The organism is Streptomyces sp. NPDC048514 (assembly GCF_043199955.1).
In the GTDB taxonomy this organism is placed as follows: Bacteria; Actinomycetota; Actinomycetes; order Streptomycetales; family Streptomycetaceae; genus Streptomyces.
In genome coordinates this window covers 161,780-184,176 of the sequence record NZ_JBICWT010000013.1, presented here as the reverse complement: position 1 = coordinate 184,176, position 22,397 = coordinate 161,780, and the positions used below count along the sequence as shown (strand labels likewise).

Genomic DNA, 22,397 nt, shown 5'->3' with positions numbered 1-22,397 from the left:
GCACGCACGCGTACGTGCCGAAGCGGCGGGAAGGCCGCAGCCGGCACCACGCGTACACGCCGGGTACGCACGCGTGACGCGTCACAGCCGGCGCGACGACGCACGTGCGACGTGTCACAGCCGGCGTGACGCCGAAGGGCGGCCACCCCGCACGGGGGGTGGCCGCCCTTCGGCTCATGCTGCTCGCTTACTGGTTGTACGGACCGTAGTCGTAGTCCTCCAGCGGAACGGCCTGGCCGGAGCCGGTGCCGAACGGCGAGTAGTCGATGTCGTCGTAGCCGACGGCCGAGTACATCGCGGCCTTGGCCTCCTCGGTCGGCTCCACCCGGATGTTGCGGTAGCGGGACAGGCCCGTACCGGCCGGGATGAGCTTACCGATGATGACGTTCTCCTTGAGGCCGATGAGGCTGTCGGACTTGGCGTTGATCGCCGCATCCGTCAGGACTCGGGTCGTCTCCTGGAAGGAGGCGGCCGACAGCCAGGACTCCGTCGCCAGCGAGGCCTTGGTGATACCCATCAGCTGCGGACGACCGGAGGCCGGGTGACCGCCCTCCTGGACCACGCGACGGTTCTCGGTCTCGAACTTCGAGCGCTCGACCAGCTCGCCGGGCAGCAGCTCCGCGTCGCCCGACTCGATGATCGTCACACGGCGGAGCATCTGCCGAATGATGATCTCGATGTGCTTGTCGTGGATCGACACACCCTGCGAGTTGTAGACCTTCTGGACCTCGCCGACCAGGTGGACCTGGACGGCACGCTGACCCAGGATGCGCAGCACGTCGTGCGGGTTGGTGGCACCCACGGTGAGCTGCTGGCCCACCTCGACGTGGTCGCCCTCGCGGACCAGGACCTTGGCACGCTTGGAGATCGGGAACGCCGTCTCGTCGCTGCCGTCGTCCGGGGTGACGACGAGCTTCTTGGTCTTCTCGGTCTCCTCGATCCGCACGCGGCCGGAGGCCTCGGAGATCGGGGCGACACCCTTCGGGGTACGGGCCTCGAAGAGCTCGACGACACGGGGCAGACCCTGGGTGATGTCGTCACCGGCCACACCACCGGTGTGGAAGGTACGCATCGTCAGCTGGGTACCGGGCTCACCGATGGACTGGGCGGCGATGATGCCGACCGCCTCACCGATGTCGACCAGCTTGCCGGTGGCCAGCGAACGGCCGTAGCACATCGCGCAGGTACCGACGGCGGACTCGCAGGTCAGGACCGAACGGGTCTTGACCTCCTCGATGCCGCGGCCGACGAGCTCCTCGATGAGGACGTCGCCCAGGTCGGTGCCGGCCGGGGCCAGCACCTGGCCCTCGACCACGATGTCCTCGGCGAGGCAGCGCGCGTACACGGACGTCTCGACGTCCTCGGTCTTGCGCAGCACGCCGTCCGCGCCCCGCTCCGCGATCTTGAGCTTGAGGCCGCGGTCGGTGCCGCAGTCCTCCTCGCGGATGATGACGTCCTGGGAGACGTCGACCAGACGACGGGTGAGGTAACCCGAGTCGGCGGTACGCAGGGCGGTGTCCGCCAGACCCTTACGGGCACCGTGGGTGGAGATGAAGTACTCCAGCACGGACAGGCCCTCGCGGAAGGACGCCTTGATCGGACGCGGGATGGTCTCGTTCTTCGCGTTCGACACCAGACCACGCATACCGGCGATCTGCCGCATCTGCATCATGTTTCCTCGGGCACCCGAGTCAACCATCATGAAGATGGGGTTCGTCTTGGGGAAGTTCTCGTTCATCGCCTCGGCGACCTCGTTGGTCGCCTTGGTCCAGATCGCGATGAGCTCCTGAGTGCGCTCTTCCTTGGTGATCAGACCGCGCTCGTACTGCTTCTGGACCTTCTCGTCCTGCGCCTCGTAGCCCTTGACGATCTCCTTCTTCGCCTCGGGAACGACGACGTCGGAGATGGCCACGGTGACACCGGAACGGGTCGCCCAGTAGAAGCCGGACGCCTTCAGGTTGTCGAGCGTCGCCGCCACGATGACCTTGGGGTAGCGCTCGGCCAGGTCGTTGACGATCTCGGAGAGCTGCTTCTTGCCCACCGAGTAGTCGACGAACGGGTAGTCCTCGGGCAGCAGCTCGTTGAAGAGCGCGCGGCCCAGGGTGGTGCGCAGGCGGAACGAGTCCCCCTGCTGCCACTCGGGCTCGCCCTCCTCACGGGCCGGCGGCATCCAGCCGCGCGGCGGGATGGTGCCCACCGGGAAGCGGATGTCGATCTGCGACTGCAGCGCCAGCTCGCCGGCGTCGAACGCCATGATCGCCTCGGCCGTCGAGCCGAACGCGCGGCCCTCGCCCTTGGTGTCACGCAGCTCGCCGTCGGTGGTGAGGAAGAACAGACCGAGGACCATGTCCTGGGTCGGCATCGTCACCGGGCGGCCGTCGGCCGGCTTGAGGATGTTGTTCGAGGACAGCATCAGGATGCGGGCCTCGGCCTGCGCCTCCGCGGACAGCGGCAGGTGCACGGCCATCTGGTCACCGTCGAAGTCCGCGTTGAACGCGGTGCAGACGAGCGGGTGGATCTGGATGGCCTTGCCCTCGACCAGCTGCGGCTCGAAGGCCTGGATGCCGAGGCGGTGCAGGGTGGGAGCACGGTTCAGCAGCACCGGGTGCTCGGCGATGACCTCTTCGAGGACGTCGTACACGACGGTGCGGCCGCGCTCCACCATGCGCTTGGCGCTCTTGATGTTCTGCGCGTGGTTCAGGTCGACCAGGCGCTTCATCACGAACGGCTTGAAGAGCTCCAGCGCCATGGCCTTGGGCAGACCGCACTGGTGCAGCTTCAGCTGCGGGCCGACGACGATGACGGAACGCGCCGAGTAGTCGACTCGCTTGCCGAGCAGGTTCTGACGGAAACGACCCTGCTTGCCCTTGAGCATGTCGGACAGCGACTTCAGCGGACGGTTGCCGGGGCCCGTGACCGGGCGACCACGACGGCCGTTGTCGAAGAGCGCGTCGACGGCCTCCTGGAGCATGCGCTTCTCGTTGTTCACGATGATCTCGGGCGCACCGAGGTCGAGAAGGCGCTTCAGGCGGTTGTTGCGGTTGATCACACGGCGGTACAGGTCGTTCAGGTCGGAGGTCGCGAAGCGGCCACCGTCCAGCTGCACCATCGGACGCAGGTCCGGCGGGATGACCGGGACGCAGTCCAGGACCATGCCCTTGGGGCTGTTGGAGGTCTGCAGGAACGCGGAGACGACCTTCAGGCGCTTGAGCGCACGGGTCTTCTTCTGGCCCTTGCCGGTGCGGATGATCTCGCGGAGGCGCTCGGCCTCCTCGTCGAGGTCGAAGGACTCCAGGCGCTTCTGCAGCGCCGCGGCACCCATCGAACCGTCGAAGTACGTGCCGAAGCGGTCACGCAGCTCGCGGTAGAGCAGCTCGTCGCCCTCGAGGTCCTGGACCTTGAGGTTCTTGAACCGGGTCCACACCTCGTCGAGACGGTCGATCTCGCGCTGCGCACGGTCGCGCAGCTGCTTCATCTCACGCTCGGCACCCTCGCGCACCTTGCGGCGCACGTCGGCCTTGGCGCCCTCGGCCTCCAGCTCGGCCAGGTCGGTCTCGAGCTTCTTGGCGCGGGCCTCGAGGTCGGCGTCGCGGCGGTTCTCGACCTGCTGGCGCTCCACGGAGACGTGCGCCTCCAGGGAGGGCAGGTCGCGGGTGCGGCGCTCCTCGTCGACGAACGTGATCATGTACGCCGCGAAGTAGATGACCTTCTCGAGGTCCTTCGGCGCCAGGTCCAGCAGGTAGCCGAGGCGCGAGGGGACACCCTTGAAGTACCAGATGTGGGTGACGGGGGCGGCGAGCTCGATGTGGCCCATCCGCTCACGACGCACCTTGGCGCGCGTGACCTCGACGCCACAGCGCTCACAGATGATGCCCTTGAAGCGGACGCGCTTGTACTTGCCGCAGTAGCACTCCCAGTCCCGGGTCGGACCGAAGATCTTCTCGCAGAAGAGTCCGTCCTTCTCGGGCTTGAGGGTGCGGTAGTTGATGGTCTCGGGCTTCTTGACCTCGCCGTGGCTCCACTGACGGATGTCGTCAGCGGTGGCCAGGCCGATCCGGAGCTCGTCGAAGAAGTTGACGTCGAGCACTATGCGTCAATCCCTCTCAGGGTCGAAAGTCTGTGGTCTGAAACGGGGGCCTGGGGGTCGGCGGGGCCCTGTGGGTGAGGGCCCCGCCGGACTCCCGTCAGACCTCTTCGACGCTGCTCGGCTCGCGCCGGGACAGGTCGATGCCGAGCTCCTCCGCAGCGCGGAAGACGTCCTCGTCGGTGTCGCGCATCTCGATGGACATACCGTCGCTGGACAGCACCTCCACGTTCAGGCAGAGCGACTGCATCTCCTTGATGAGCACCTTGAAGGACTCGGGGATGCCGGGCTCGGGGATGTTCTCGCCCTTGACGATGGCCTCGTAGACCTTCACGCGGCCGGTGACGTCGTCGGACTTGATGGTCAGCAGCTCCTGGAGGGCGTACGCGGCGCCGTAGGCCTCGAGGGCCCACACCTCCATCTCGCCGAACCGCTGGCCGCCGAACTGCGCCTTACCACCCAGCGGCTGCTGGGTGATCATCGAGTACGGACCGGTCGAACGGGCGTGCAGCTTGTCGTCGACCAGGTGGTGCAGCTTCAGGATGTACATGTAGCCGACCGAGATCGGGTCCGGGAACGGCTCACCGCTACGGCCGTCGAACAGCCGCGCCTTACCGGTCGGGAGCACCATGCGCTCGCCGTCCCGGTTCGGGATGGTGTGCTGCAGCAGACCCGCCAGCTCGTCCTCGCGCGCACCGTCGAACACCGGGGTGGCGACGTTGGTGCCGGGGGCGACCTGGTCGGCGCCGATGACCTGCAGGCGCTGGGCCCACTCCTCCGCGAGGCCGGAGACGTCCCAGCCGCGGCTGGCGAGCCAGCCGAGGTGGATCTCCAGGACCTGTCCCGGGTTCATTCGGGACGGGACACCCAGCGGGTTCAGGATGATGTCGACCGGGGTTCCGTCCTCGAGGAACGGCATGTCCTCGATGGGCAGGATCTTGGAGATGACACCCTTGTTGCCGTGCCGGCCGGCGAGCTTGTCACCGTCGGTGATCTTGCGCTTCTGCGCGACGTAGACGCGGACCAGCTGGTTCACGCCCGGCGGCAGCTCGTCGCCCTCCTCGCGGTCGAAGACGCGCACACCGATGACCTTGCCGGTCTCGCCGTGCGGCACCTTCAGCGAGGTGTCGCGGACCTCACGGGCCTTCTCGCCGAAGATCGCGCGCAGCAGGCGCTCCTCGGGGGTCAGCTCGGTCTCACCCTTCGGGGTCACCTTGCCGACGAGGATGTCGCCGGCGATGACCTCGGCACCGATACGGATGATGCCGCGCTCGTCGAGGTCCGCGAGGACCTCCTCGGAGACGTTCGGGATGTCCCGGGTGATCTCCTCGGGGCCGAGCTTGGTGTCACGGGCGTCGACCTCGTGCTCCTCGATGTGGATCGAGGAGAGGACGTCGTCCTGCACGAGGCGCTGCGACAGGATGATCGCGTCCTCGTAGTTGTGACCCTCCCACGGCATGAACGCCACGAGCAGGTTCTTGCCCAGGGCCATCTCGCCGTTCTGGGTGGCCGGACCATCCGCGAGCACCTGGCCCGTGATGAGGCGGTCGCCCTCGTTGACGATGACCTTCTGGTTGACCGAGGTCCCCTGGTTGGACCGGGAGAACTTGGCCAGGCGGTACGTGATGTACGTGCCGTCGTCGTTGGCGGTGGTGATGTAGTCCGCGGAGACCTCCTGGACCACACCGTCCTTCTCGGCCTTGACCACGTCGCCGGCGTCGGCCGCGGAGCGGTACTCCATGCCGGTGCCGACGAGCGGGGCCTCGGACTTGATGAGCGGCACGGCCTGCCGCATCATGTTCGCGCCCATGAGGGCACGGTTGGCGTCGTCGTGCTCGAGGAAGGGGATCATGGCGGTCGCGACCGACACCATCTGGCGCGGCGAGACGTCCATGTAGTCCACGTCCTCGCCGCCGACGTAGTCGACCTCGCCGCCTCGGCGGCGGACCAGCACGCGGGCCTCGGCGAACCGCATCTCGTCGGTCAGCGGGGCGTTGGCCTGCGCGATGACGAAGCGGTCCTCCTCGTCGGCGGTCAGGTAGTCGACCTCGTCGGTGACCTGGCCGTCGACGACCTTGCGGTACGGCGTCTCGATGAAACCGAACGCGTTGACCCGGCCGTAGGAGGCGAGCGAGCCGATCAGGCCGATGTTCGGGCCTTCCGGCGTCTCGATCGGGCACATGCGGCCGTAGTGCGAGGGGTGGACGTCACGGACCTCGAAGCCGGCCCGCTCACGGGAGAGACCACCCGGGCCGAGGGCGTTGAGACGACGCTTGTGCGTCAGACCCGACAGCGGGTTGTTCTGGTCCATGAACTGCGACAGCTGGCTGGTGCCGAAGAACTCCTTGATGGAGGCGACGACCGGCCGGATGTTGATCAGGGTCTGCGGCGTGATCGCCTCGACGTCCTGGGTCGTCATGCGCTCGCGCACGACGCGCTCCATACGGGCGAGACCCGTACGGACCTGGTTCTGGATCAGCTCGCCGACGCTGCGGATACGACGGTTGCCGAAGTGGTCGATGTCGTCGGTCTCGACGATGATCGAGCGGCCGGACTCGCCGGTCGTCTCGGTCTCGCCGGCGTGCAGCTTCACCAGGTACTTGATGGTGGCGATGACGTCGTCGGTGGTGAGCACACCGGCGTCCAGCGGCTCGTCCGCGCCGAGCTTCTTGTTCACCTTGTAGCGGCCGACCTTGGCGAGGTCGTAGCGCTTGGGGTTGAAGTAGAGGTTCTCCAGCAGCGTCTGCGCGGCCTCACGCGTGGGGGGCTCGCCCGGACGCAGCTTGCGGTAGATGTCGAGCAGCGCGTCGTCCTGGCCCTGGGTGTGGTCCTTCTCCAGGGTGGCGCGCATCGACTCGTACTCGCCGAACTCCTCGAGGATCTGCTCGGTGGTCCAGCCGAGAGCCTTCAGCAGCACGGTGACCGACTGCTTGCGCTTGCGGTCGATGCGGACACCGACCATGTCGCGCTTGTCGATCTCCATCTCCAGCCAGGCGCCCCGGGACGGGATGATCTTGGCGGAGAAAATGTCCTTGTCGGACGTCTTGTCGATAGAGGAGTCGAAGTAGACACCGGGGGAACGGACCAGCTGGGACACCACGACACGCTCGGTGCCGTTGATGACGAAGGTGCCCTTGTTCGTCATGAGCGGGAAGTCGCCCATGAAGACCGTCTGGGACTTGATCTCACCGGTCTCGTTGTTGGTGAACTCGGCGGTGACGAAGAGCGGGGCGGCGTACGTGAAGTCGCGCTCCTTGCACTCGTCGATGGAGTTCTTCGGCGGCTCGAAGCGGTGGTCCCGGAACGTCAGCGACATCGACCCGGAGAAGTCCTCGATCGGAGAGATCTCCTCGAAGATCTCCTCCAGACCGGACTTGGTGGGGACGTCCTGACCGTTCTCCAGAGCCTCCTCGACCCGACTCTGCCAGGCGGTGTTGCCGAGCAGCCAGTCAAAGCTCTCGGTCTGCAGCGCGAGCAGGTTCGGAACCTCGAGAGGCTCCTTGATCTTTGCAAAGGAGATGCGCAGCGGGGCGGTGCTGGCGCCGTTGTTCGAATTCGCGGTCGAGGCATTGCGCGAGGCGGCCAAGAGGGGGTCCTTCCGAGGGCTCGGACTCACTACGCGCGTACCGGCCCCTCCCCCGTACACCGACACAGAAACCCCAGGTCAAAGGAGCTTTGTTATCGGTGCTCGAGTGAGGGCAGACCCCTGGTGACGGGCAGGGGACAGCTAACAGGCAGCGCAAAGGGTCAGTGTAGCCACTTGGCACACTGATGTCCAGCGCCTGTTTTTCGAGACCCTCGTTGTGCTCACCGCTCTTGTTTCAACGCCCTCGGCATGCTGCCCTCAACGCACGTTGATCCTGCCCTCTTCGCCGTCGATCCATGCCTCGGATTCGGATCCTTGTGACGACGCGTCCTGAGAATTGCGCGCTGCGTGCGGTTCGTCAAGGCCCCTCAGTCCAAACGAGACTGGCCGGAGACACGACGAAGATCACCATACCCCTCGCCGTCGCGAGTGCAAGGCAACCGCGGTCGGCCCTCCCGATACGCCGAAGAGCGACCACCCGGATGGATGATCGCTCTTCGGTGCGTTCGCGTTACAGCCCTACGAGGCGCGGTTCACCGCGACACGGGCCGCAGGCGCGTGCAGTCGGGTTCGGGAGAACCCGGAAGGTCTTACTTGACCTCGACGGAGGCGCCAGCGCCCTTGAGGGACTCGGCGGCCTTCTCCGCGGCTTCCTTGGTGACCTTCTCGAGGACCGGCTTCGGGGTGCCGTCGACGAGGTCCTTGGCCTCCTTCAGGCCCAGCGAGGTCAGCTCACGCACGACCTTGATGACCTGGATCTTCTTCTCGCCGGCGCCGGTGAGGATGACGTCGAACTCGTCCTTCTCCTCCTCGGCCTCGGCGGCACCGGCACCAGCGCCGGCGCCGGCCATGACGACCGGGGCGGCAGCGGCGGCGGTGACGTCGAACTTGTCCTCGAAGGCCTTCACGAACTCGGAGAGCTCGATGAGGGTCATCTCCTCGAACTGGGCAAGCAGCTCGTCCTGGGTGAGCTTCGCCATGATGGCGGTCCTTCCACTCAATCGGCAGGTGCCGGATGTACTGGGTGTGGCGGGCGTACGTCGGCCCGCTGAGACCCTCGCCGCATCATGCGGCCAGGATCAGAAAGCGAGCCGAATTACTCGGCACCGCCCTGCTCGGCCTGCTTGGCACGGAGCGCGTCCACGGTGCGGACGAGCTTCGACGGCAGCGCCTGGAAGACGGAGGCAGCCTGGGACTGCTTCGCCTTGAAGGCACCGGCCAGCTTGCTGAGCAGAACCTCGCGGGACTCGAGGTCCGCAAGCTTCTTGATCTCGTCGGCGGACAGCGCCTTGCCGTCAAGGACACCGCCCTTGATGACGAGATTCGGGTTGTCCTTGGCGAAGTCACGGAGACCCTTCGCCGACTCCACCGGGTCACCGGTGACGAAGGCGACAGCCGTCGGACCGTTGAACAGGTCGTCCAGCGTCGAGATCCCGGCCTCGTTGGCCGCAATCTTGGTCAGCGTGTTCTTCACCACGGCGTACTGGGCGTTCTCACCGAGCGACCGGCGCAGCGTCTTGAGCTGCGCCACGGTGAGACCGCGGTACTCGGTCAGCACGGCAGCGCTGGAGTTGCGGAACTGCTCCGTCAACTCGGCCACTGCGGCAGCCTTGTCGGGCCTCGCCATAGAGCCTCGGCCTCCTTCCGGGTGATTCTGACCGCGCGGACCCGAAGGAGGACTGGGGAAACGAAACGCCCCGGCGCAGGCGCACGGGGCGGACTCGACCGGTCACACACGCGAGAGCGCGTGCTGTCCGGGAGTACTTCCACATTTACCTGCGCGGGTCGCCCACTTTTCAGCGGATCCTTCGGCCACCGCGCCCTCTTGCGAGCGCACGGCAACGACCAGCGGTCTTTGGCTTCTCGTGGAGAGTACGGGACCGGGGCGCCGTCGAGCAAATCGGCTCGTACGGGCCGCCCCGGTCCTTCGGCTTCGCCGGTCTCAGGAGCTGGTGCCGGTGCCGCCCCCGACGGTGCTGCCGCCCACGGTCCCGCCGCCCACGGTGCCACCGCTCGCCGTGCCACCGCCCACGGTGCCACCGGACTTGAGCAGGTCCGCGAAGTCCTTGGTGTCACCGGCCGGCGGCGCCTCGGCGCTGACCTTCACGCCGTAGTCGCTGTAGAACGAGGTGTTGGTCATGGTGCCGTTGGCGGTGTCCGCCTTCTCGGTCTTCTTGACCAGCAGGTTGTCGTCGTTGATCCAGATGTTGACGGTGTCGGTGCTGACACCCGCCTGGCTGAGCTGCTTCTTCAGGGCCGCCAGCTGGCCGGCGCTGAGGTTGCTGCTCTTGTCCGCGAGGTCCGCGACGTCCACCGTGCCCGAGTAGTGCGTGGTGTGGATGCCGGAGACGGTCTCCTCGCCGACCTTCTTGACGTCGCCGGAGGCCAGCAGCATCCGCACGGACTGGTCCGGCGTGGAGTTCTGCAGCTGGTCCTTCATGTACGAACCGGAGGCGCCGCCGAGCTTGGCGAGGTCGTCGTAGGAGTACTTGAGCCAGTGCTTGCCGCCGGTCTGCTGGGCGTACGTGTCGCTCATGTGCGCGTAGTAGGCGTCCGGCAGGTAGCGGGCCTCCATCGACGTGGAGCCGGCCTGGCGCATCAGCTGAGCCATCTTGCCGCCGGTGTAGGTGATGGTCAGGTTGCCCTGGAGGCCGTCACCCCAGGTGAGGGCGCCGTTGGCCGTCATCGCCATGAGGTCGCCCATGGCGGTGGTGGACCGCACCTTGGCGGAGTCGGCCTTGTCCGTGGACTTCTCGACGGACCGCAGGGCGGCGATCGGGCTGACGTGCACAGCGCCCCCGCCCGCCGCCTTGCCGTCCTTGCCGTCCTTGCCGTCCTTGCCGGTGTCCGACGAGCCGCAGGCCGCCACACCGGTCAGTGCGGCGGCCACCGCGATCGACAGGCCCATTGCGCGCACGGTCGTGCTCTTCATTCAGTCCCACCCCTATACGAATCCCGTGCCTGCACCGTAACCCAGGCCACTGACGGTCGTACGACAAGTCGCACAAAGAAAGGACGGGCCCTGCACCTCGAAGGTTGCAGGACCCGTCCTCCGGTTACGCGTACGCGACGCGGCTACCGAGGTGAGCGGGAGGCTCAGACGGCGGCCGGGTCCTCCTCGACGAGGAGGTTGCGGGTGCGGTTGGGGTCGACCGGGATGCCGGGGCCGATCGTGGTGCTGATGGCGGCCTTCTTGATGTACCGGCCCTTGGCGGCGGACGGCTTCAGACGGAGGATCTCCTCCAGCGCGGCGCCGTAGTTCTCCACCAGCTGCGAGTCGTCGAAGGACGCCTTGCCGATGATGAAGTGCAGGTTCGAGTGCTTGTCGACGCGGAACTCGATCTTGCCGCCCTTGATCTCGGTGACGGCCTTGGCGACGTCGGGGGTGACGGTGCCGGTCTTCGGGTTCGGCATCAGGCCACGCGGGCCGAGGACGCGGCCGAGGCGGCCGACCTTGCCCATGAGGTCCGGGGTGGCGACGACGGCGTCGAAGTCCAGACGGCCCTTCGCGACCTCGTCGATCAGTTCGTCGGAGCCGACGATGTCGGCGCCCGCGGCCTCCGCGGCCGCAGCACGGTCACCGGTCGCGAAGACCAGGACCCGGGCGGTCTTGCCGGTGCCGTGCGGCAGGTTCACGGTGCCACGGACCATCTGGTCGGCCTTGCGCGGGTCGACACCCAGGCGGAAGGCGACCTCGACGGTGCCGTCGAACTTGGTGGTGGAGGTCTCCTTGGCGAGACGGACGGCCTCGAGCGGGGCGTAGAGCTTCTCCCGGTCGATCTTGGCGTCCGCAGCGCGGAGAGCCTTGCTGCGCTTGCTCACAACTGCTCCTGTGTGTTCTGAAAGGAGTCGTGGTACGGGCCGAGCGGGCCCTGCCACGTGCGACCGGCTACGGCCGCATCGACTGCTGGGGGTGACTTCAGCCCTCGACCGTGACGCCCATGGAGCGCGCGGTGCCGGCGATGATCTTCGCGGCCGCGTCCAGGTCGTTCGCGTTGAGGTCGGGCATCTTGGTGGTGGCGATCTCGCGGACCTGCGCCTGGGTGATCTTGGCGACCTTGGTCTTGTGCGGCTCGCCCGAGCCCTTCTCGACGCCCGCGGCCTTGAGGATCATCTTCGCGGCCGGCGGCGTCTTGGTCACGAAGGTGAAGGAACGGTCCTCGTAGACCGTGATCTCCACCGGGATGACCCAGCCACGCTGCGACTCGGTCGCGGCGTTGTAGGCCTTGCAGAACTCCATGATGTTGACGCCGTGCTGGCCCAGCGCGGGGCCGACCGGCGGAGCCGGGTTGGCCGCACCGGCCTGGATCTGGAGCTTGATAAGCCCCGTGACCTTCTTCTTCTTGGGAGGCATGCTCTCTCCGGGTCCTTACTGAGAGGTTGATTGCCATCCATGTCCTGGACCTGCGCCCATCGGGGCAAGATCACATAGATGGCATACCGCACCACGATAGCCGGTGTCCCGTCCGGACAGGAAATCGTCCTGGTCAGGCGGCTTGCGCAGACCCCTCGGACCGTCGCTCGCGCAGCACGTGCACGGCTCCCGCCAGCAGCACGAGCACGGTGGCGCCGCCCGGCACGGCGAGCAGCACGGCGACGCTCCCTCGCCCGTCGTCAGCGGCGAGTACGACCTGATCCGGCTCACCGGGCGCGTGGAGCACGTCCACGGTGTCGCCCTCGACATGGCCACGCGCGCGCGTGCCGAACGGCAGACCTGCCGTCAGCTCCTCACCCGCCACGGAGAGCGTCACGCGGCAGCCGCCGAGGAAGCACGCCCCGTCGTGGAAGGTGGCCTCGGCCGGCTCCGCCCCCGGACCTCGGTCCGCAGGAGGGCGGCCGGGACGAAGGCGGCGTACGTCGCGAGCAGCACCACGCGGCCAGGACGCCGCGGACGGCGGGCCGGACACGACGAGAGCGCCCCGGGCCGGTTCTCACCGGCGGGGCGCTCTCGGGGGGTGCGCTCAGTTCTTCTGGATCTGGTCGAAGGACAGCTCGACCGGCGTCTCCCGGCCGAAGATCTCCACCAGGCCCTTGACCTTCTTCGAGTCGGCGTTGATCTCGTTGATGGTCGCCTGCAGCGTGGCGAACGGGCCGTCGGTGACGGTGACCGAGTCGCCGACCTCGAAGTCCAGCACCTGGACCTCGACCTTGCGCTGCGGGGCGGGCTTGCCCTCGGCCTCGGCGGCCTCGCGGGCGGCCTTCTCCTCGGCCTCCGGCGCGAGCATCTTGACGATCTCGTCCAGGGTCAGCGGGTACGGGTCGTAGGCGTTGCCGACGAAGCCGGTGACGCCCGGGGTGTTGCGGACGACGCCCCAGGACTCGTTCGTCAGGTCCATGCGGACCAGGACGTAACCCGGCAGCTTGTTCTGCTTGATCGTCTTGCGGTCGCCGTTCTTGATCTGGACGACCTCTTCCTGCGGCACCTCGGCCTGGAAGATGTAGTCCTCGACGTTCAGCGAGACGGCGCGCTGCTCCAGGTTGGTCTTCACGCGGTTCTCGTAACCGGCGTAGGTGTGGATGACGTACCACTCGCCGGGCAGGGTGCGCAGTTCCTCGCGCAGGGCCTGGACCGGGTCGACCGGCGCGGCCGGCTCCTCCTCGACGGCTTCCGCGTCGGCGGCTTCCGCGTCGGCGGCTTCCGCGTCAGCGGCTTCCGTCTCCTCGGCGGCCTCGGCGGCGGCGACTTCCTCGTCACCCTCCTCGGCGTCGTCTTCCTCGTCCTCGACGTGCAGAGCGGCCTCTTCGGCGGGCTCGCCCGACTCGGCCTCGGCAGCCTCGAACTCGTCCTGCTCGTCCGCGCCCTCGACGATGTCGAGCTCGTCGTCCACCGTCTCGGCGGCATTTTCGCGAGGCTCGGTGGCGTCGTTCAGGTTCGGGTCAGACACGATGGCTGCTTCTTCCTGGATACATAGGGGTGGAACATGCGAAAACGGGCGCCGGTACCACGGCGCCCTTCGCTCTGGACTCAGCCGAAGACGTACTTGGCCGCGTGGTTGAGCCCATAGTCAATCACGGTCACCAGGGCGATCATGATGGCGACGAAGAAGATCACCACGGTGGTGTACGACGTCAGCTGGTTGCGCGACGGCCAGACGACCTTGCGGAGTTCCGCGACGATCTGGCGGTAGAAAGTGGCCAGGCGCTTGAGCGGGCCCTTCTTGGCGCGCTTGCCGCCCTTGCGAGCCTTCTTCGACTCGGGCAACTCGTCCTGAGCATCAGGCGTGTCGATGGAGCCCACGGCGTCCGTCATAGTCCTCACCTGATCCCGGGTCATGGCCGTGCCGCGCCCGGTTTCTGAGCCGCACGGCGGTGCAATGCTGTACGTACATGCGCACACATCCTGGCGGTGTGTGTAGCAGGGCCGGAGGGACTTGAACCCCCAACCGCCGGTTTTGGAGACCGGTGCTCTACCAATTGAGCTACGACCCTTTGTGTGTCCCCCAACGTACCGCATCCGACCGAGTGCTCGGTGTGCACCGGTTGCGGCCGCGGCTGCCGAAGACCAACGAGGTGTGAGTGTACGTGGTCGACGGCCCGGCGTCGAACAGAATGCGCCCGTCCGGAGCGGCCCGGCCGAAGATCGTCCTGGCCGGCCGCCGGATTCGGATCCCTGTTCACGCCTCGACCCCTTGCTGTTCAGTCTGTGAAACCCGTGTGCCGGGGGCGTTTGCGGTCTGGAACGATGGGCCTCATGAGCGCTGCAACCCCTCCCACCGAGCGCCGGGTCTCCGCCCGAGTCGGCGCGATCTCCGAGTCCGCCACCCTCGCCGTGGACGCCAAGGCCAAGGCCCTGAAGGCCGCCGGACGTCCGGTGATCGGCTTCGGCGCCGGTGAGCCCGACTTCCCGACCCCGGACTACATCGTCGAGGCGGCCGTCGAGGCCTGCAAGAACCCGAAGTACCACCGCTACACCCCGGCCGGCGGCCTGCCGGAGCTGAAGTCGGCGATCGCCGCGAAGACGTTGCGGGACTCCGGGTGGGAGCCCGACGTCTCGCAGATCCTCGTCACCAACGGCGGCAAGCAGGCCATCTACGAGGCGTTCGCCGCGATCCTCGACCCGGGCGACGAGGTCATCGTGCCTGCGCCGTACTGGACGACGTACCCGGAGTCGATCCGTCTCGCCGGCGGTGTCCCGGTGGAGGTCGTGGCCGACGAGACGACCGGCTACCGCGTCTCCGTCGAGCAGCTTGAGGCGGCGCGCACGGAGAAGACCAAGGTCGTCCTCTTCGTCTCCCCGTCCAACCCGACCGGCGCCGTCTACAGCGAGGCCGAGACCGAGGCGATCGGCCGCTGGGCCCTCGAGCACGGCCTGTGGGTGCTGACCGACGAGATCTACGAGCACCTGGTCTACGGCGACGCGGTCTCCGTGTCCCTGCCGGCGCTCCTGCCGGAACTGCGCGACAAGTGCGTCGTGGTCAACGGTGTGGCGAAGACCTACGCCATGACCGGCTGGCGCGTGGGCTGGGTCATCGGCCCGAAGGACGTGGTCAAGGCCGCGACCAACCTGCAGTCGCACGCCACCTCGAACGTCTCCAACGTGGCCCAGGCGGCCGCCCTCGCCGCCGTCTCCGGCGGCCTGGACGCCGTGGCGACGATGCGCGAGGCCTTCGACCGCCGCCGCCGGACGATCGTGCGGATGCTCAACGAGATCGACGGCGTGTTCTGCCCGGAGCCCGAGGGCGCCTTCTACGCCTACCCGTCGGTCAAGGCGCTGCTCGGCAAGGAGATCCGCGGCAAGCGGCCGCAGGACACCGTCGAGCTGGCCGCGCTGATCCTGGAGGAGGCGGAGGTCGCGGTCGTCCCGGGCGAGGCCTTCGGCACGCCGGGTTACCTGCGGCTGTCGTACGCGCTCGGCGACGAGGACCTCGCCGAGGGCGTCAGCCGGATGCAGAAGCTGCTGGCGGAGGCGCGGGACTGAGGTCCTCGCTGCAGAGCCGCCGGGACCGGGGTCCTCGCCTCCGCAGAGGCGGGGTCCTCGCCTCCGCAGAGGCGCGGGACCGACGTCCCCGCCACCCACGCGCGCGTGCGGGCCGTTTCCCTCCGGGGAGGCGGCCCGCTTCTGTGTGCGAGCAAGACCACTAAGGGGGAAACGGCTACCGGGAGGGCGGGTCCGTACGGCAGGATCCTGGAATGGAGCGTGTACGTGATCTGTCCGAGCTGCCGAAAGCCCACCTGCATCTGCACTTCACCGGCTCGATGCGGCCGGGGACCGTCCTGGAACTGGCCGACAAGCACGGCGTGCGGCTGCCCGACGCGCTGACGGAGGCGCTGACCAGCGGCGAACCTCCCAGACTGCGGGCCACGGACGAGCGGGGCTGGTTCCGTTTCCAGCGGCTGTACGACGCGGCGCGCTCCTGTCTGCGGGAGCCGGAGGACATCCGGCGACTGGTCCGGGAGGCCGCCGAGGAAGACGTGAAGGACGGCTCGGGCTGGCTGGAGATCCAGGTGGACCCGACGTCGTACGCACCACGCCTGGGCGGTCTGATCCCGGCGCTGGAGATCATCCTCGACGCGGTGGAGACGACCTCCCGGGAGACCGGCCTCGGCATGCGCGTATTGGTGGCCGCCAACCGCATGAAGCACCCGCTGGACGCGCGCACCCTGGCCCGTCTGGCCGTGCGGTACGCGGACCGGGGCGTGGTCGGCTTCGGGCTGTCCAACGACGAGCGGCGCGGCATGGCGCGGGACTTCGACCGGGCCTTCCACATCGCGCGCGAGGGGGGTCTGCTCTCGGTCCCGCACGGCGGCGAGCTGACCGGTCCGGCCTCGGTCCGGGACTGCCTGGACGATCTGCACGCCTCCCGGATCGGGCACGGGGTACGCGCGGCGGAGGACCCGCGGCTGCTGAAGCGGCTGGCCGACCGGGGCGTGACCTGCGAGGTGTGCCCCGCCTCCAATGTGGCGCTCGGCGTCTACGAGAAGCCGGAGGACGTCCCCCTGCGCACGCTCTTCGAGGCAGGCGTGCCGCTGGCCCTCGGCGCCGACGACCCGCTGCTGTTCGGCTCCCGGCTGGCCGCCCAGTACGAGATCGCCCGCCACGCCCACGGCTTCACGGACGCCGAACTCGCGGAGCTGGCCCGGCAGTCGTTGCGGGCCTCCGCCGCTCCCGAGGACGTCAGGGCGCGGCTGCTGGCCGGCGTGGACGAATGGCTGGCTCGCCCGGCCGCCTGAGGTGGGCGCGGGGCGGACATGCCTGGAAGCGGACCAGCAGTTCGACCGGGTGCCCGCCGCCGGGCGGCCGGCTCAGGGACGGCCGGCGACGCGGATTCCGCCCAGCAGTGTGCGGGTGAGCCGGGCGGCGAACTCGTCCACCGGTGGCCGCTCATCGCTCGCGACGGCGTCGTAGGCGTACGCGCGATGGGCGCAGGCGCCCAGCAGCAGGGAGGCGGCGGCGTAGGTGTCGGCGCCGGCGCGGACCCGGCCGGCCCTCTGTTCGGCGCGCAGGTAGGCGTCCAGCCCCTGGATCGGCAGGTGGGGTCCGGATCCGATGGCGCGCAGGGTGTCGTAGTGGCGCTGCTTGAGCTGGGTCTCGGCGTACAGGGAGGCGGCGATCGGGAAGCTCTGCTCGTAGAAGAGGGCCGCTCGGCGGGCGATCTCGGTGAGGTTTCCTTCCAGGGTGCCCTGTCCCGGTTCGGTGGAGAGGCCGTCGAGCAGCGGGGCGAGCCGGGGCAGGCGCTCGTCGAGGACCCGCACGAACAGCTCTTCCTTGCTGTCGAAGTACTTGTAGAGAGCCGCTTCGGAGCAGCCGGCCGCCCGGGCGATCTCCTTGGTGGTGGCGCGGGCGAGACCCACGGTGAGCATCAGCTCGTGAGCGGCGTCGAGGATGCGGACGCGCGCGGGCTTCGTCTCCACGGGACTCCGATCGGCTTGACGGGTGGGTGAGTACTTACCCACCCTAGAGGCGGCAGGGGTGAGTAAACACTCACCCATCTCTTCTCGGCTAGGGGGCCGGGCCCATGAAGCTCACTGTTTTCGGCGCCACCGGGGGAATCGGCGGGGAACTGGTCCGTCAGGCCCTGACCGCCGGTCACGAGGTCACGGCGGTCGTACGGGACCCTGCCGGCCTCGGCCTCACCGGCGACCGCCTGGAGGTCGTCCGCAGCGACCTGGCCGACCCGCAGGAGCTGCGCGCCGCCGTGCGGGGCCGGGACGCCGTCCTCTCCGGTCTCGGCGCGCGCGGCCGCAAGAACGCCGGAGTGACCGTGCGGCTGACCCGGACGGTCCTCGGCGCCATGGAGGCGGAGGGCGTACGACGGCTGCTGGTGGTCAGCGCCGCTCCCGTCGGCCCCGCTCCGGCGGACGACGGCGCCCTGGACCGTGGCATGCGGAGAGTGGTGTCGGCGGTCCTCAAGGACATCTACACCGATCTGCGCGAGATGGAGGCGGAGCTGGCCCGCAGCGGCACCGACTGGACGTCCGTGCGGCCGCCGCGCCTGCAGGACAAGCCGCTCACCGGCCGCTATCGCACCGTCGTCGGCGGCTTCCCGCGCGCGGGCCGCTTCATCGGCCGCGCGGACGTCGCGCACGCGATGCTGTCGATGATCGACGCCCGGGAGACCCTGAAGCAGGGGGTGGGGGTGGCCTACTGAGCGGGTCCGGTCACAGGCTCACGCCCACCGTCACCGGCTCGTTGACCAGGGTGACGCCGAAGGCCTCACGGACCCCCGCGATCACCTCGCGGGCCAGGGCCAGCAGGTCTTCGGCGGTGGCGTGGCCCCGGTTGGTGAGCGCGAGGGTGTGCTTGGTGGAGATGCGGGCCGGTCCGTCGCCGTAGCCCTTGGTGAAGCCGGCCTTGTCGATCAGCCACGCCGCGGAGGTCTTCGTGCGGCCCTCGCCCGCCGGGTACGCGGGCGGCTCGGCATCCTCGCCCAACCGCTCACGCACGCGCGCGTGGAACGCGGCGAACTGCTCGTCGGTGAGGATGGGGTTGGTGAAGAAGGACCCGGCCGACCAGGTGTCGTGGTCCTCGGGGTCGAGGACCATGCCCTTGCCGGCCCGCAGCTTCAGCACTGTCTCGCGGGCGTCGGCGAGCGGCACCCGGTCGCCCGGCCGCACACCGAGGGCCCGGGCCGCCTCCGCGTACTTGACCGGCGCGGACAGCCCGTCCGCGTCCTCCAGCTCGAACCGGACGCGCAGCACGACATAGCGCTCCGGGTCGGCCTTGAAGCGGCTGTGCCGGTACGAGAAGGCGCACTCCTCGTTCGTCAGCGTGACGGTCTCGCCGGCCCGGCGGTCGTACGCGATCACCTCGGTGATCGTGGCGGAGACCTCCTGGCCGTAGGCGCCCACGTTCTGGATCGGTGTGGCTCCCGCGGACCCCGGGATCCCGGCCAGGCATTCGACCCCGGCGAGCCCGGCCTCGACCGTGCGGGCGACGGCGTCCGTCCACACCTCGCCGGCGGCCAGCTCCAGGGTCGTGCCGCGCAGTTCGACACCGCGCGTGGCGATGCGCACAGCGGTGCCGTCGAAGCCCTTGTCGCCGATGACCAGGTTCGATCCGCCGCCGATGACCAGCAGCGGGGTGCCGCTGTCGTCGGCCTCGCGGACGGCGGCGATCACCTCGGCGTCGGTGGCCGCGGTCACCAGCCGCGTCGCGGGACCGCCCAGCCGGAAGGTGGTCAGTGGGGCCAGGGGGGCGTCGTGGAGTACCTGCACGCGCCCAAGACTACGAGACACCTCCGGCAGCACCGCACGCCCGCGTGCCGTGGTGCCGGCACGCGGGCGTGCGCCCGGGGACGCGTCCGAGGTGAGTGGTGGTCCGGTCAGCGGGTGGTGGCCTGGAGGACCGGGGCCGCGTCCTGCTCGGCCGCGGAGGCGAGCAGGCCGGCGGAGTCGCGGCGGCCCGGGATCAGCAGGGCCGCGAGGGCGGCGACGGCGACCACCGCGGAACCGGTGACCAGCGCGGGCCGCAGGCCGTCCACGAAGCTCCGCGCACTCTCGTACCCTCCCTGCGCGGAGAAGATCGACGACATGACCGCGATGCCGAGCGCACCGCCCACCTCGCGCAGCGCGTTGTTGGCGCCGGAGGCGATGCCCTGTTCCTGCGGACGCACGCTGGACATCACCAGGTTGGCCGCCGGGGCGAAGTACAGCGCCATGCCGATGCCGCTGATGATCAGGGCGGGCAGCTGGACCGCGTAGGAGGCGTCCGCCGTGGCCACGAAGGCCATGTAGCCGAGGCCGGCGGCCTGCAGGAACAGGCCGGCCGCGACGACCGGCCGCCCCCCGATGCGGTCGGACAGGATTCCCGCGATCGGCGCGACGAGCATCGGCATGCCGGTCCACGGCAGCATCCTGAGGCCCGCCTCGGTCGGCGAGTAGCCGAGCACGCCCTGCATGTACTGGCTGAGCAGGAATATCGAGCCGAACATTCCGACGAACATCAGCAGGCTGGCCGCGTTGATCCCGGCGAAGGCGCGGGAGCGGAACAGCCGCATCGGCAGCATCGGGGCGGCGGCGCGCGAGCTGTAGAGGACGAAGCCCACCAGCAGGGCCGCCCCCGCGAACAGCGCGGTCAGCACCACGGTGTCGGTCCAGCCGTCGGCGGGCCCGCGGACCAGGCCGTACACGATCCCGAAGAGCCCTCCACTGGCGAGCAGCGTGCCGGGGATGTCGAGCCGGGCGCCGGTTCCGTAGGACTCGGTCAGTCGCAGACGGGCGAGCGGCAGCACGGCCAGGCCGAGCGGGACGTTCAGCCAGAAGATCCAGTGCCAGGAGACGTGCTCGGTGAGGCTGCCGCCGATGAGCGGTCCGGAGGCGACGGCGAGTCCGTTGACGGCGCCCCAGATCCCGTACACGGTGCCGCGCTTGGCGGCGGGCACGGCCGCGGTCAGCAGGGTCAGCGTGAGCGGCATCATCACGGCCGCGCCCACGCCCTGGACCGCGCGGGCGGCGATCAGGGAGCCGATACCGGGTGCCATGGCCGCGGCGGCGGAGGCGCCGGTGAAGACGGCGAGTCCGGCGATGAAGAGCCGGCGGCGGCCGAAGCGGTCGCCCAGCGCGGCGCCGAACATCAGCAGGACGGCGAAGGTGAGCGTGTAGGCGCTCACGGTCCATTCCAGGTCGTCCAGCGCGCCCCCGAGATCCTCGCGGATGGAGGGCAGGGCGGTGGTGACGACGAGGTTGTCGAGGGCCGCCATGAATCCGGCGACGCTGGTGATGACCAGCGCCCACACGGCTCCCCCGCGCCGCGCGCCGTCCTGTGCGGTCGTTTCTGACATCTCTCCCCCAGAGAGTGAGATCTAGTTAGTTATCGATGACTAACTTTTTTGGCCATGCAAAGGCCGCGCCGCCCCCACTGCCGGCTCCGCGCAACCCCCCACCGCCCCGTGCTACTTCTCCAGACGGCCCTTCAGCCGTGCTGACGGATAGAGCCCTTCCCACACCCGGTGCTCGGCGGGAAAACCCATGGCCACCAGGCAGTTGATCAGCATTCCGTACGCCAGGAAGACGGTCGTCTCGTTGACGTCCGCACCGAGCGCCCGGCGCACCGTCTCCCACAGCCGCATCCAGCCGGCTCGCACACTCTCACCGAGTTCGCGATCGCCCTCCTGCTCGGCGGAGGCCACGGCGACGTACATCTGCATCTGCATCATCAGCCGCTCGGGCCGCTCCGCGATGACCCCGGTGTACGCGTTGGCCATGGCGTGCAGGGCCTCTTCCCCCTGAAGCCCCTCGGAGGCCTCCTCGAAGGTCCGGATGGTGTCCTCCATGCAGCGTTCCACCGCCGCGAGGAAGATCGCCTTCTTGCCCGGGAAGAGCCGGAAGAGGTACGGCTGCGACACCCCGACGCGTCTGGCGATCGCCTCGGTGCTGGTGCCGTGGTAGCCGCCGCGCGAGAACTCGGCGGTCGCCGCGCGGATGACGCTCTCGCGCCGCTCCTCTGCGCTCATTCTGGGCATGGCCGCTAAGTTAGTACTCAATCACTAACCTGGCAAGGCGGCGGGGCGCTTCGGGGCGAGAGTGGGCGGGAATCGCTGGGCCGGGGGGAATCGCTGGGGCCGGAGTGGGTGGGAACCGCTGGGGCCGGAGTGGGCGGGAATCGCTGGGGCCGGGGGAATCGCTGGGGCCTGCGGGGTCGGGCCGAGGCGTCGGCGGGGGCGGGCCGATGCGTCGGCGGGGGCGGCGGGGCCGGTGGGGCCGGCCGGCGCGGCATGCGTAAGGGGCGCCTCGCCATGGAGAACGCCCCTTACGACTGCGCGTGCCGTCGCACTTCACCACACGTGCGCCGGCTCCCTCTGCCGGAGGACTCGCCGTCAGGCCGGTCCTCCGCCGCCGGCAGGGGACTCGCCGTCAGGCCAGTCGGACGGTCGCCCGGGACATGCCCAGCACCTTCTGGCCGGCACTCATCGCCGTCAGGTCCACCCGCACGGTGTTGTCGTCCAGCTTGGCCGCCACCTTGCCGCTGACCTCGATCAGGGCGCCCTGGTCGTCGTTCGGCACGACGACGGGCCTGGTGAAGCGGACGCCGTACTCCACGACGGCGCCGGGGTCGCCGAGCCAGTCGGTGACCACCCGGATCGCCTCGGCCATGGTGAACATGCCGTGCGCGATGACGTCGGGGAGGCCGACCTCCTTGGCGAACTTCTCGTTCCAGTGGATCGGGTTGAAGTCCCCCGAGGCTCCCGCGTAGCGCACGAGCGTGGCGCGGGTCACGGGAAAGGCCTGCACCGGCAGTTCGGTGCCGACCTCGACGTCGTCGTACGCGATCTTCGCCGTCATCAGGTC

General features: G+C 69.0%; 18 protein-coding genes and 1 tRNA gene. 3 read left to right on the top strand and 16 right to left on the bottom strand.

What is annotated here, in order from left to right; translation table 11 throughout:
* Positions 1 to 187: 187 nt before the first annotated feature.
* From ACGFT2_RS28055 to ACGFT2_RS28005, 11 genes are all read right to left on the bottom strand, one after another.
* Complete coding sequence (locus tag ACGFT2_RS28055; RefSeq protein WP_393283250.1) at positions 188 to 4,087, bottom strand: DNA-directed RNA polymerase subunit beta'; 3,900 nt, start codon at positions 4,085 to 4,087, stop codon at positions 188 to 190.
* A 97-nt stretch (positions 4,088 to 4,184) separates the two neighbouring features.
* Positions 4,185 to 7,670 (bottom strand): DNA-directed RNA polymerase subunit beta, encoded by a 3,486-nt coding sequence (rpoB, locus tag ACGFT2_RS28050; protein ID WP_393283247.1) that lies wholly within the window; start codon positions 7,668 to 7,670, stop codon positions 4,185 to 4,187.
* A gap of 590 nt (positions 7,671 to 8,260) precedes the next feature.
* The gene (gene rplL, locus ACGFT2_RS28045) at positions 8,261 to 8,650 is read right to left on the bottom strand and encodes a 50S ribosomal protein L7/L12 (RefSeq protein WP_393283246.1); all 390 of its coding nucleotides are present in this window, start codon (positions 8,648 to 8,650) and stop codon (positions 8,261 to 8,263) included.
* A 116-nt stretch (positions 8,651 to 8,766) separates the two neighbouring features.
* On the bottom strand, positions 8,767 to 9,297 hold the full coding sequence (rplJ, locus tag ACGFT2_RS28040; protein WP_393283243.1) for a 50S ribosomal protein L10: 531 nt from the start codon (positions 9,295 to 9,297) through the stop codon (positions 8,767 to 8,769).
* 315 nt (positions 9,298 to 9,612) lie between these two features.
* The gene (locus ACGFT2_RS28035) at positions 9,613 to 10,602 is read right to left on the bottom strand and encodes a hypothetical protein (RefSeq protein ID WP_393283242.1); all 990 of its coding nucleotides are present in this window, start codon (positions 10,600 to 10,602) and stop codon (positions 9,613 to 9,615) included.
* A gap of 164 nt (positions 10,603 to 10,766) precedes the next feature.
* A complete protein-coding gene (gene rplA, locus ACGFT2_RS28030; protein WP_345046720.1) occupies positions 10,767 to 11,492 on the bottom strand; it encodes a 50S ribosomal protein L1 in 726 nt (241 codons plus the stop codon).
* Positions 11,493 to 11,589: 97 nt separating this feature from the next.
* Positions 11,590 to 12,024 carry a 50S ribosomal protein L11 gene (gene rplK, locus ACGFT2_RS28025; protein ID WP_037657523.1) on the bottom strand — a complete coding sequence of 145 codons (435 nt, stop codon included), beginning with the start codon at positions 12,022 to 12,024 and terminating at the stop codon, positions 11,590 to 11,592.
* A 133-nt stretch (positions 12,025 to 12,157) separates the two neighbouring features.
* Positions 12,158 to 12,421, bottom strand: coding sequence for a hypothetical protein (locus ACGFT2_RS28020; protein WP_393283238.1), 264 nt, complete (start codon positions 12,419 to 12,421; stop codon positions 12,158 to 12,160).
* A gap of 210 nt (positions 12,422 to 12,631) precedes the next feature.
* A complete protein-coding gene (gene nusG, locus ACGFT2_RS28015) occupies positions 12,632 to 13,555 on the bottom strand; it encodes a transcription termination/antitermination protein NusG (RefSeq protein WP_393283235.1) in 924 nt (307 codons plus the stop codon).
* Positions 13,556 to 13,635: 80 nt separating this feature from the next.
* Positions 13,636 to 13,920, bottom strand: coding sequence for a preprotein translocase subunit SecE (gene secE / locus ACGFT2_RS28010; protein ID WP_393283489.1), 285 nt, complete (start codon positions 13,918 to 13,920; stop codon positions 13,636 to 13,638).
* Between the two features lie 106 nt (positions 13,921 to 14,026).
* Positions 14,027 to 14,099: transfer RNA gene (locus ACGFT2_RS28005), tRNA-Trp, on the bottom strand.
* A gap of 262 nt (positions 14,100 to 14,361) precedes the next feature.
* Here ACGFT2_RS28005 and ACGFT2_RS28000 point away from each other — a divergent pair.
* Together ACGFT2_RS28000 and ACGFT2_RS27995 are read left to right on the top strand one after the other, a co-directional pair.
* The gene (locus tag ACGFT2_RS28000; protein ID WP_393283232.1) at positions 14,362 to 15,588 is read left to right on the top strand and encodes a pyridoxal phosphate-dependent aminotransferase; all 1,227 of its coding nucleotides are present in this window, start codon (positions 14,362 to 14,364) and stop codon (positions 15,586 to 15,588) included.
* Positions 15,589 to 15,800: 212 nt separating this feature from the next.
* Positions 15,801 to 16,841: an adenosine deaminase gene (locus tag ACGFT2_RS27995; protein ID WP_393283229.1), complete on the top strand. Its 1,041-nt coding sequence runs from the start codon at positions 15,801 to 15,803 to the stop codon at positions 16,839 to 16,841.
* 72 nt (positions 16,842 to 16,913) lie between these two features.
* Here ACGFT2_RS27995 and ACGFT2_RS27990 read toward each other — a convergent pair whose 3' ends face one another.
* Positions 16,914 to 17,522 carry a TetR/AcrR family transcriptional regulator gene (locus ACGFT2_RS27990; protein ID WP_393283226.1) on the bottom strand — a complete coding sequence of 203 codons (609 nt, stop codon included), beginning with the start codon at positions 17,520 to 17,522 and terminating at the stop codon, positions 16,914 to 16,916.
* A gap of 104 nt (positions 17,523 to 17,626) precedes the next feature.
* On the opposite strand from ACGFT2_RS27990, the gene ACGFT2_RS27985 reads away from it, so the two are divergent.
* Positions 17,627 to 18,259, top strand: a complete 633-nt coding sequence (locus ACGFT2_RS27985; protein ID WP_393283224.1) for an NAD(P)-dependent oxidoreductase — start codon at positions 17,627 to 17,629, stop codon at positions 18,257 to 18,259.
* Between the two features lie 10 nt (positions 18,260 to 18,269).
* Here the strand turns inward: ACGFT2_RS27985 and ACGFT2_RS27980 are convergent, their stop codons facing one another.
* From ACGFT2_RS27980 to ACGFT2_RS27965, 4 genes are all read right to left on the bottom strand, one after another.
* Positions 18,270 to 19,325: a UDP-N-acetylmuramate dehydrogenase gene (locus ACGFT2_RS27980; protein WP_393283221.1), complete on the bottom strand. Its 1,056-nt coding sequence runs from the start codon at positions 19,323 to 19,325 to the stop codon at positions 18,270 to 18,272.
* A 107-nt stretch (positions 19,326 to 19,432) separates the two neighbouring features.
* A complete protein-coding gene (locus tag ACGFT2_RS27975) occupies positions 19,433 to 20,890 on the bottom strand; it encodes a DHA2 family efflux MFS transporter permease subunit (protein ID WP_393283218.1) in 1,458 nt (485 codons plus the stop codon).
* Between the two features lie 111 nt (positions 20,891 to 21,001).
* On the bottom strand, positions 21,002 to 21,571 hold the full coding sequence (locus ACGFT2_RS27970; protein ID WP_393283215.1) for a TetR/AcrR family transcriptional regulator: 570 nt from the start codon (positions 21,569 to 21,571) through the stop codon (positions 21,002 to 21,004).
* Between the two features lie 391 nt (positions 21,572 to 21,962).
* The gene (locus tag ACGFT2_RS27965) at positions 21,963 to 22,391 is read right to left on the bottom strand and encodes a MaoC family dehydratase (RefSeq protein WP_393283212.1); all 429 of its coding nucleotides are present in this window, start codon (positions 22,389 to 22,391) and stop codon (positions 21,963 to 21,965) included.
* Between the last annotated feature and the right edge of the window lie 6 nt (positions 22,392 to 22,397).

Coding starts and splice junctions, on each gene's coding strand:
- rplL (WP_393283246.1), bottom strand. CDS start 8,650: ATGGCGAAGCTCACCCAGGACGAGCTGCTTGCCCAGTTCGAGGAGATG.
- rplJ (WP_393283243.1), bottom strand. CDS start 9,297: ATGGCGAGGCCCGACAAGGCTGCCGCAGTGGCCGAGTTGACGGAGCAG.
- ACGFT2_RS28035 (WP_393283242.1), bottom strand. CDS start 10,602: ATGAAGAGCACGACCGTGCGCGCAATGGGCCTGTCGATCGCGGTGGCC.
- rplK (WP_037657523.1), bottom strand. CDS start 12,024: ATGCCTCCCAAGAAGAAGAAGGTCACGGGGCTTATCAAGCTCCAGATC.
- secE (WP_393283489.1), bottom strand. CDS start 13,920: ATGACGGACGCCGTGGGCTCCATCGACACGCCTGATGCTCAGGACGAG.
- ACGFT2_RS28000 (WP_393283232.1), top strand. CDS start 14,362: ATGAGCGCTGCAACCCCTCCCACCGAGCGCCGGGTCTCCGCCCGAGTC.
- ACGFT2_RS27995 (WP_393283229.1), top strand. CDS start 15,801: ATGGAGCGTGTACGTGATCTGTCCGAGCTGCCGAAAGCCCACCTGCAT.
- ACGFT2_RS27985 (WP_393283224.1), top strand. CDS start 17,627: ATGAAGCTCACTGTTTTCGGCGCCACCGGGGGAATCGGCGGGGAACTG.
- ACGFT2_RS27975 (WP_393283218.1), bottom strand. CDS start 20,890: ATGTCAGAAACGACCGCACAGGACGGCGCGCGGCGCGGGGGAGCCGTG.
- ACGFT2_RS27970 (WP_393283215.1), bottom strand. CDS start 21,571: ATGCCCAGAATGAGCGCAGAGGAGCGGCGCGAGAGCGTCATCCGCGCG.
- ACGFT2_RS27965 (WP_393283212.1), bottom strand. CDS start 22,391: ATGACGGCGAAGATCGCGTACGACGACGTCGAGGTCGGCACCGAACTG.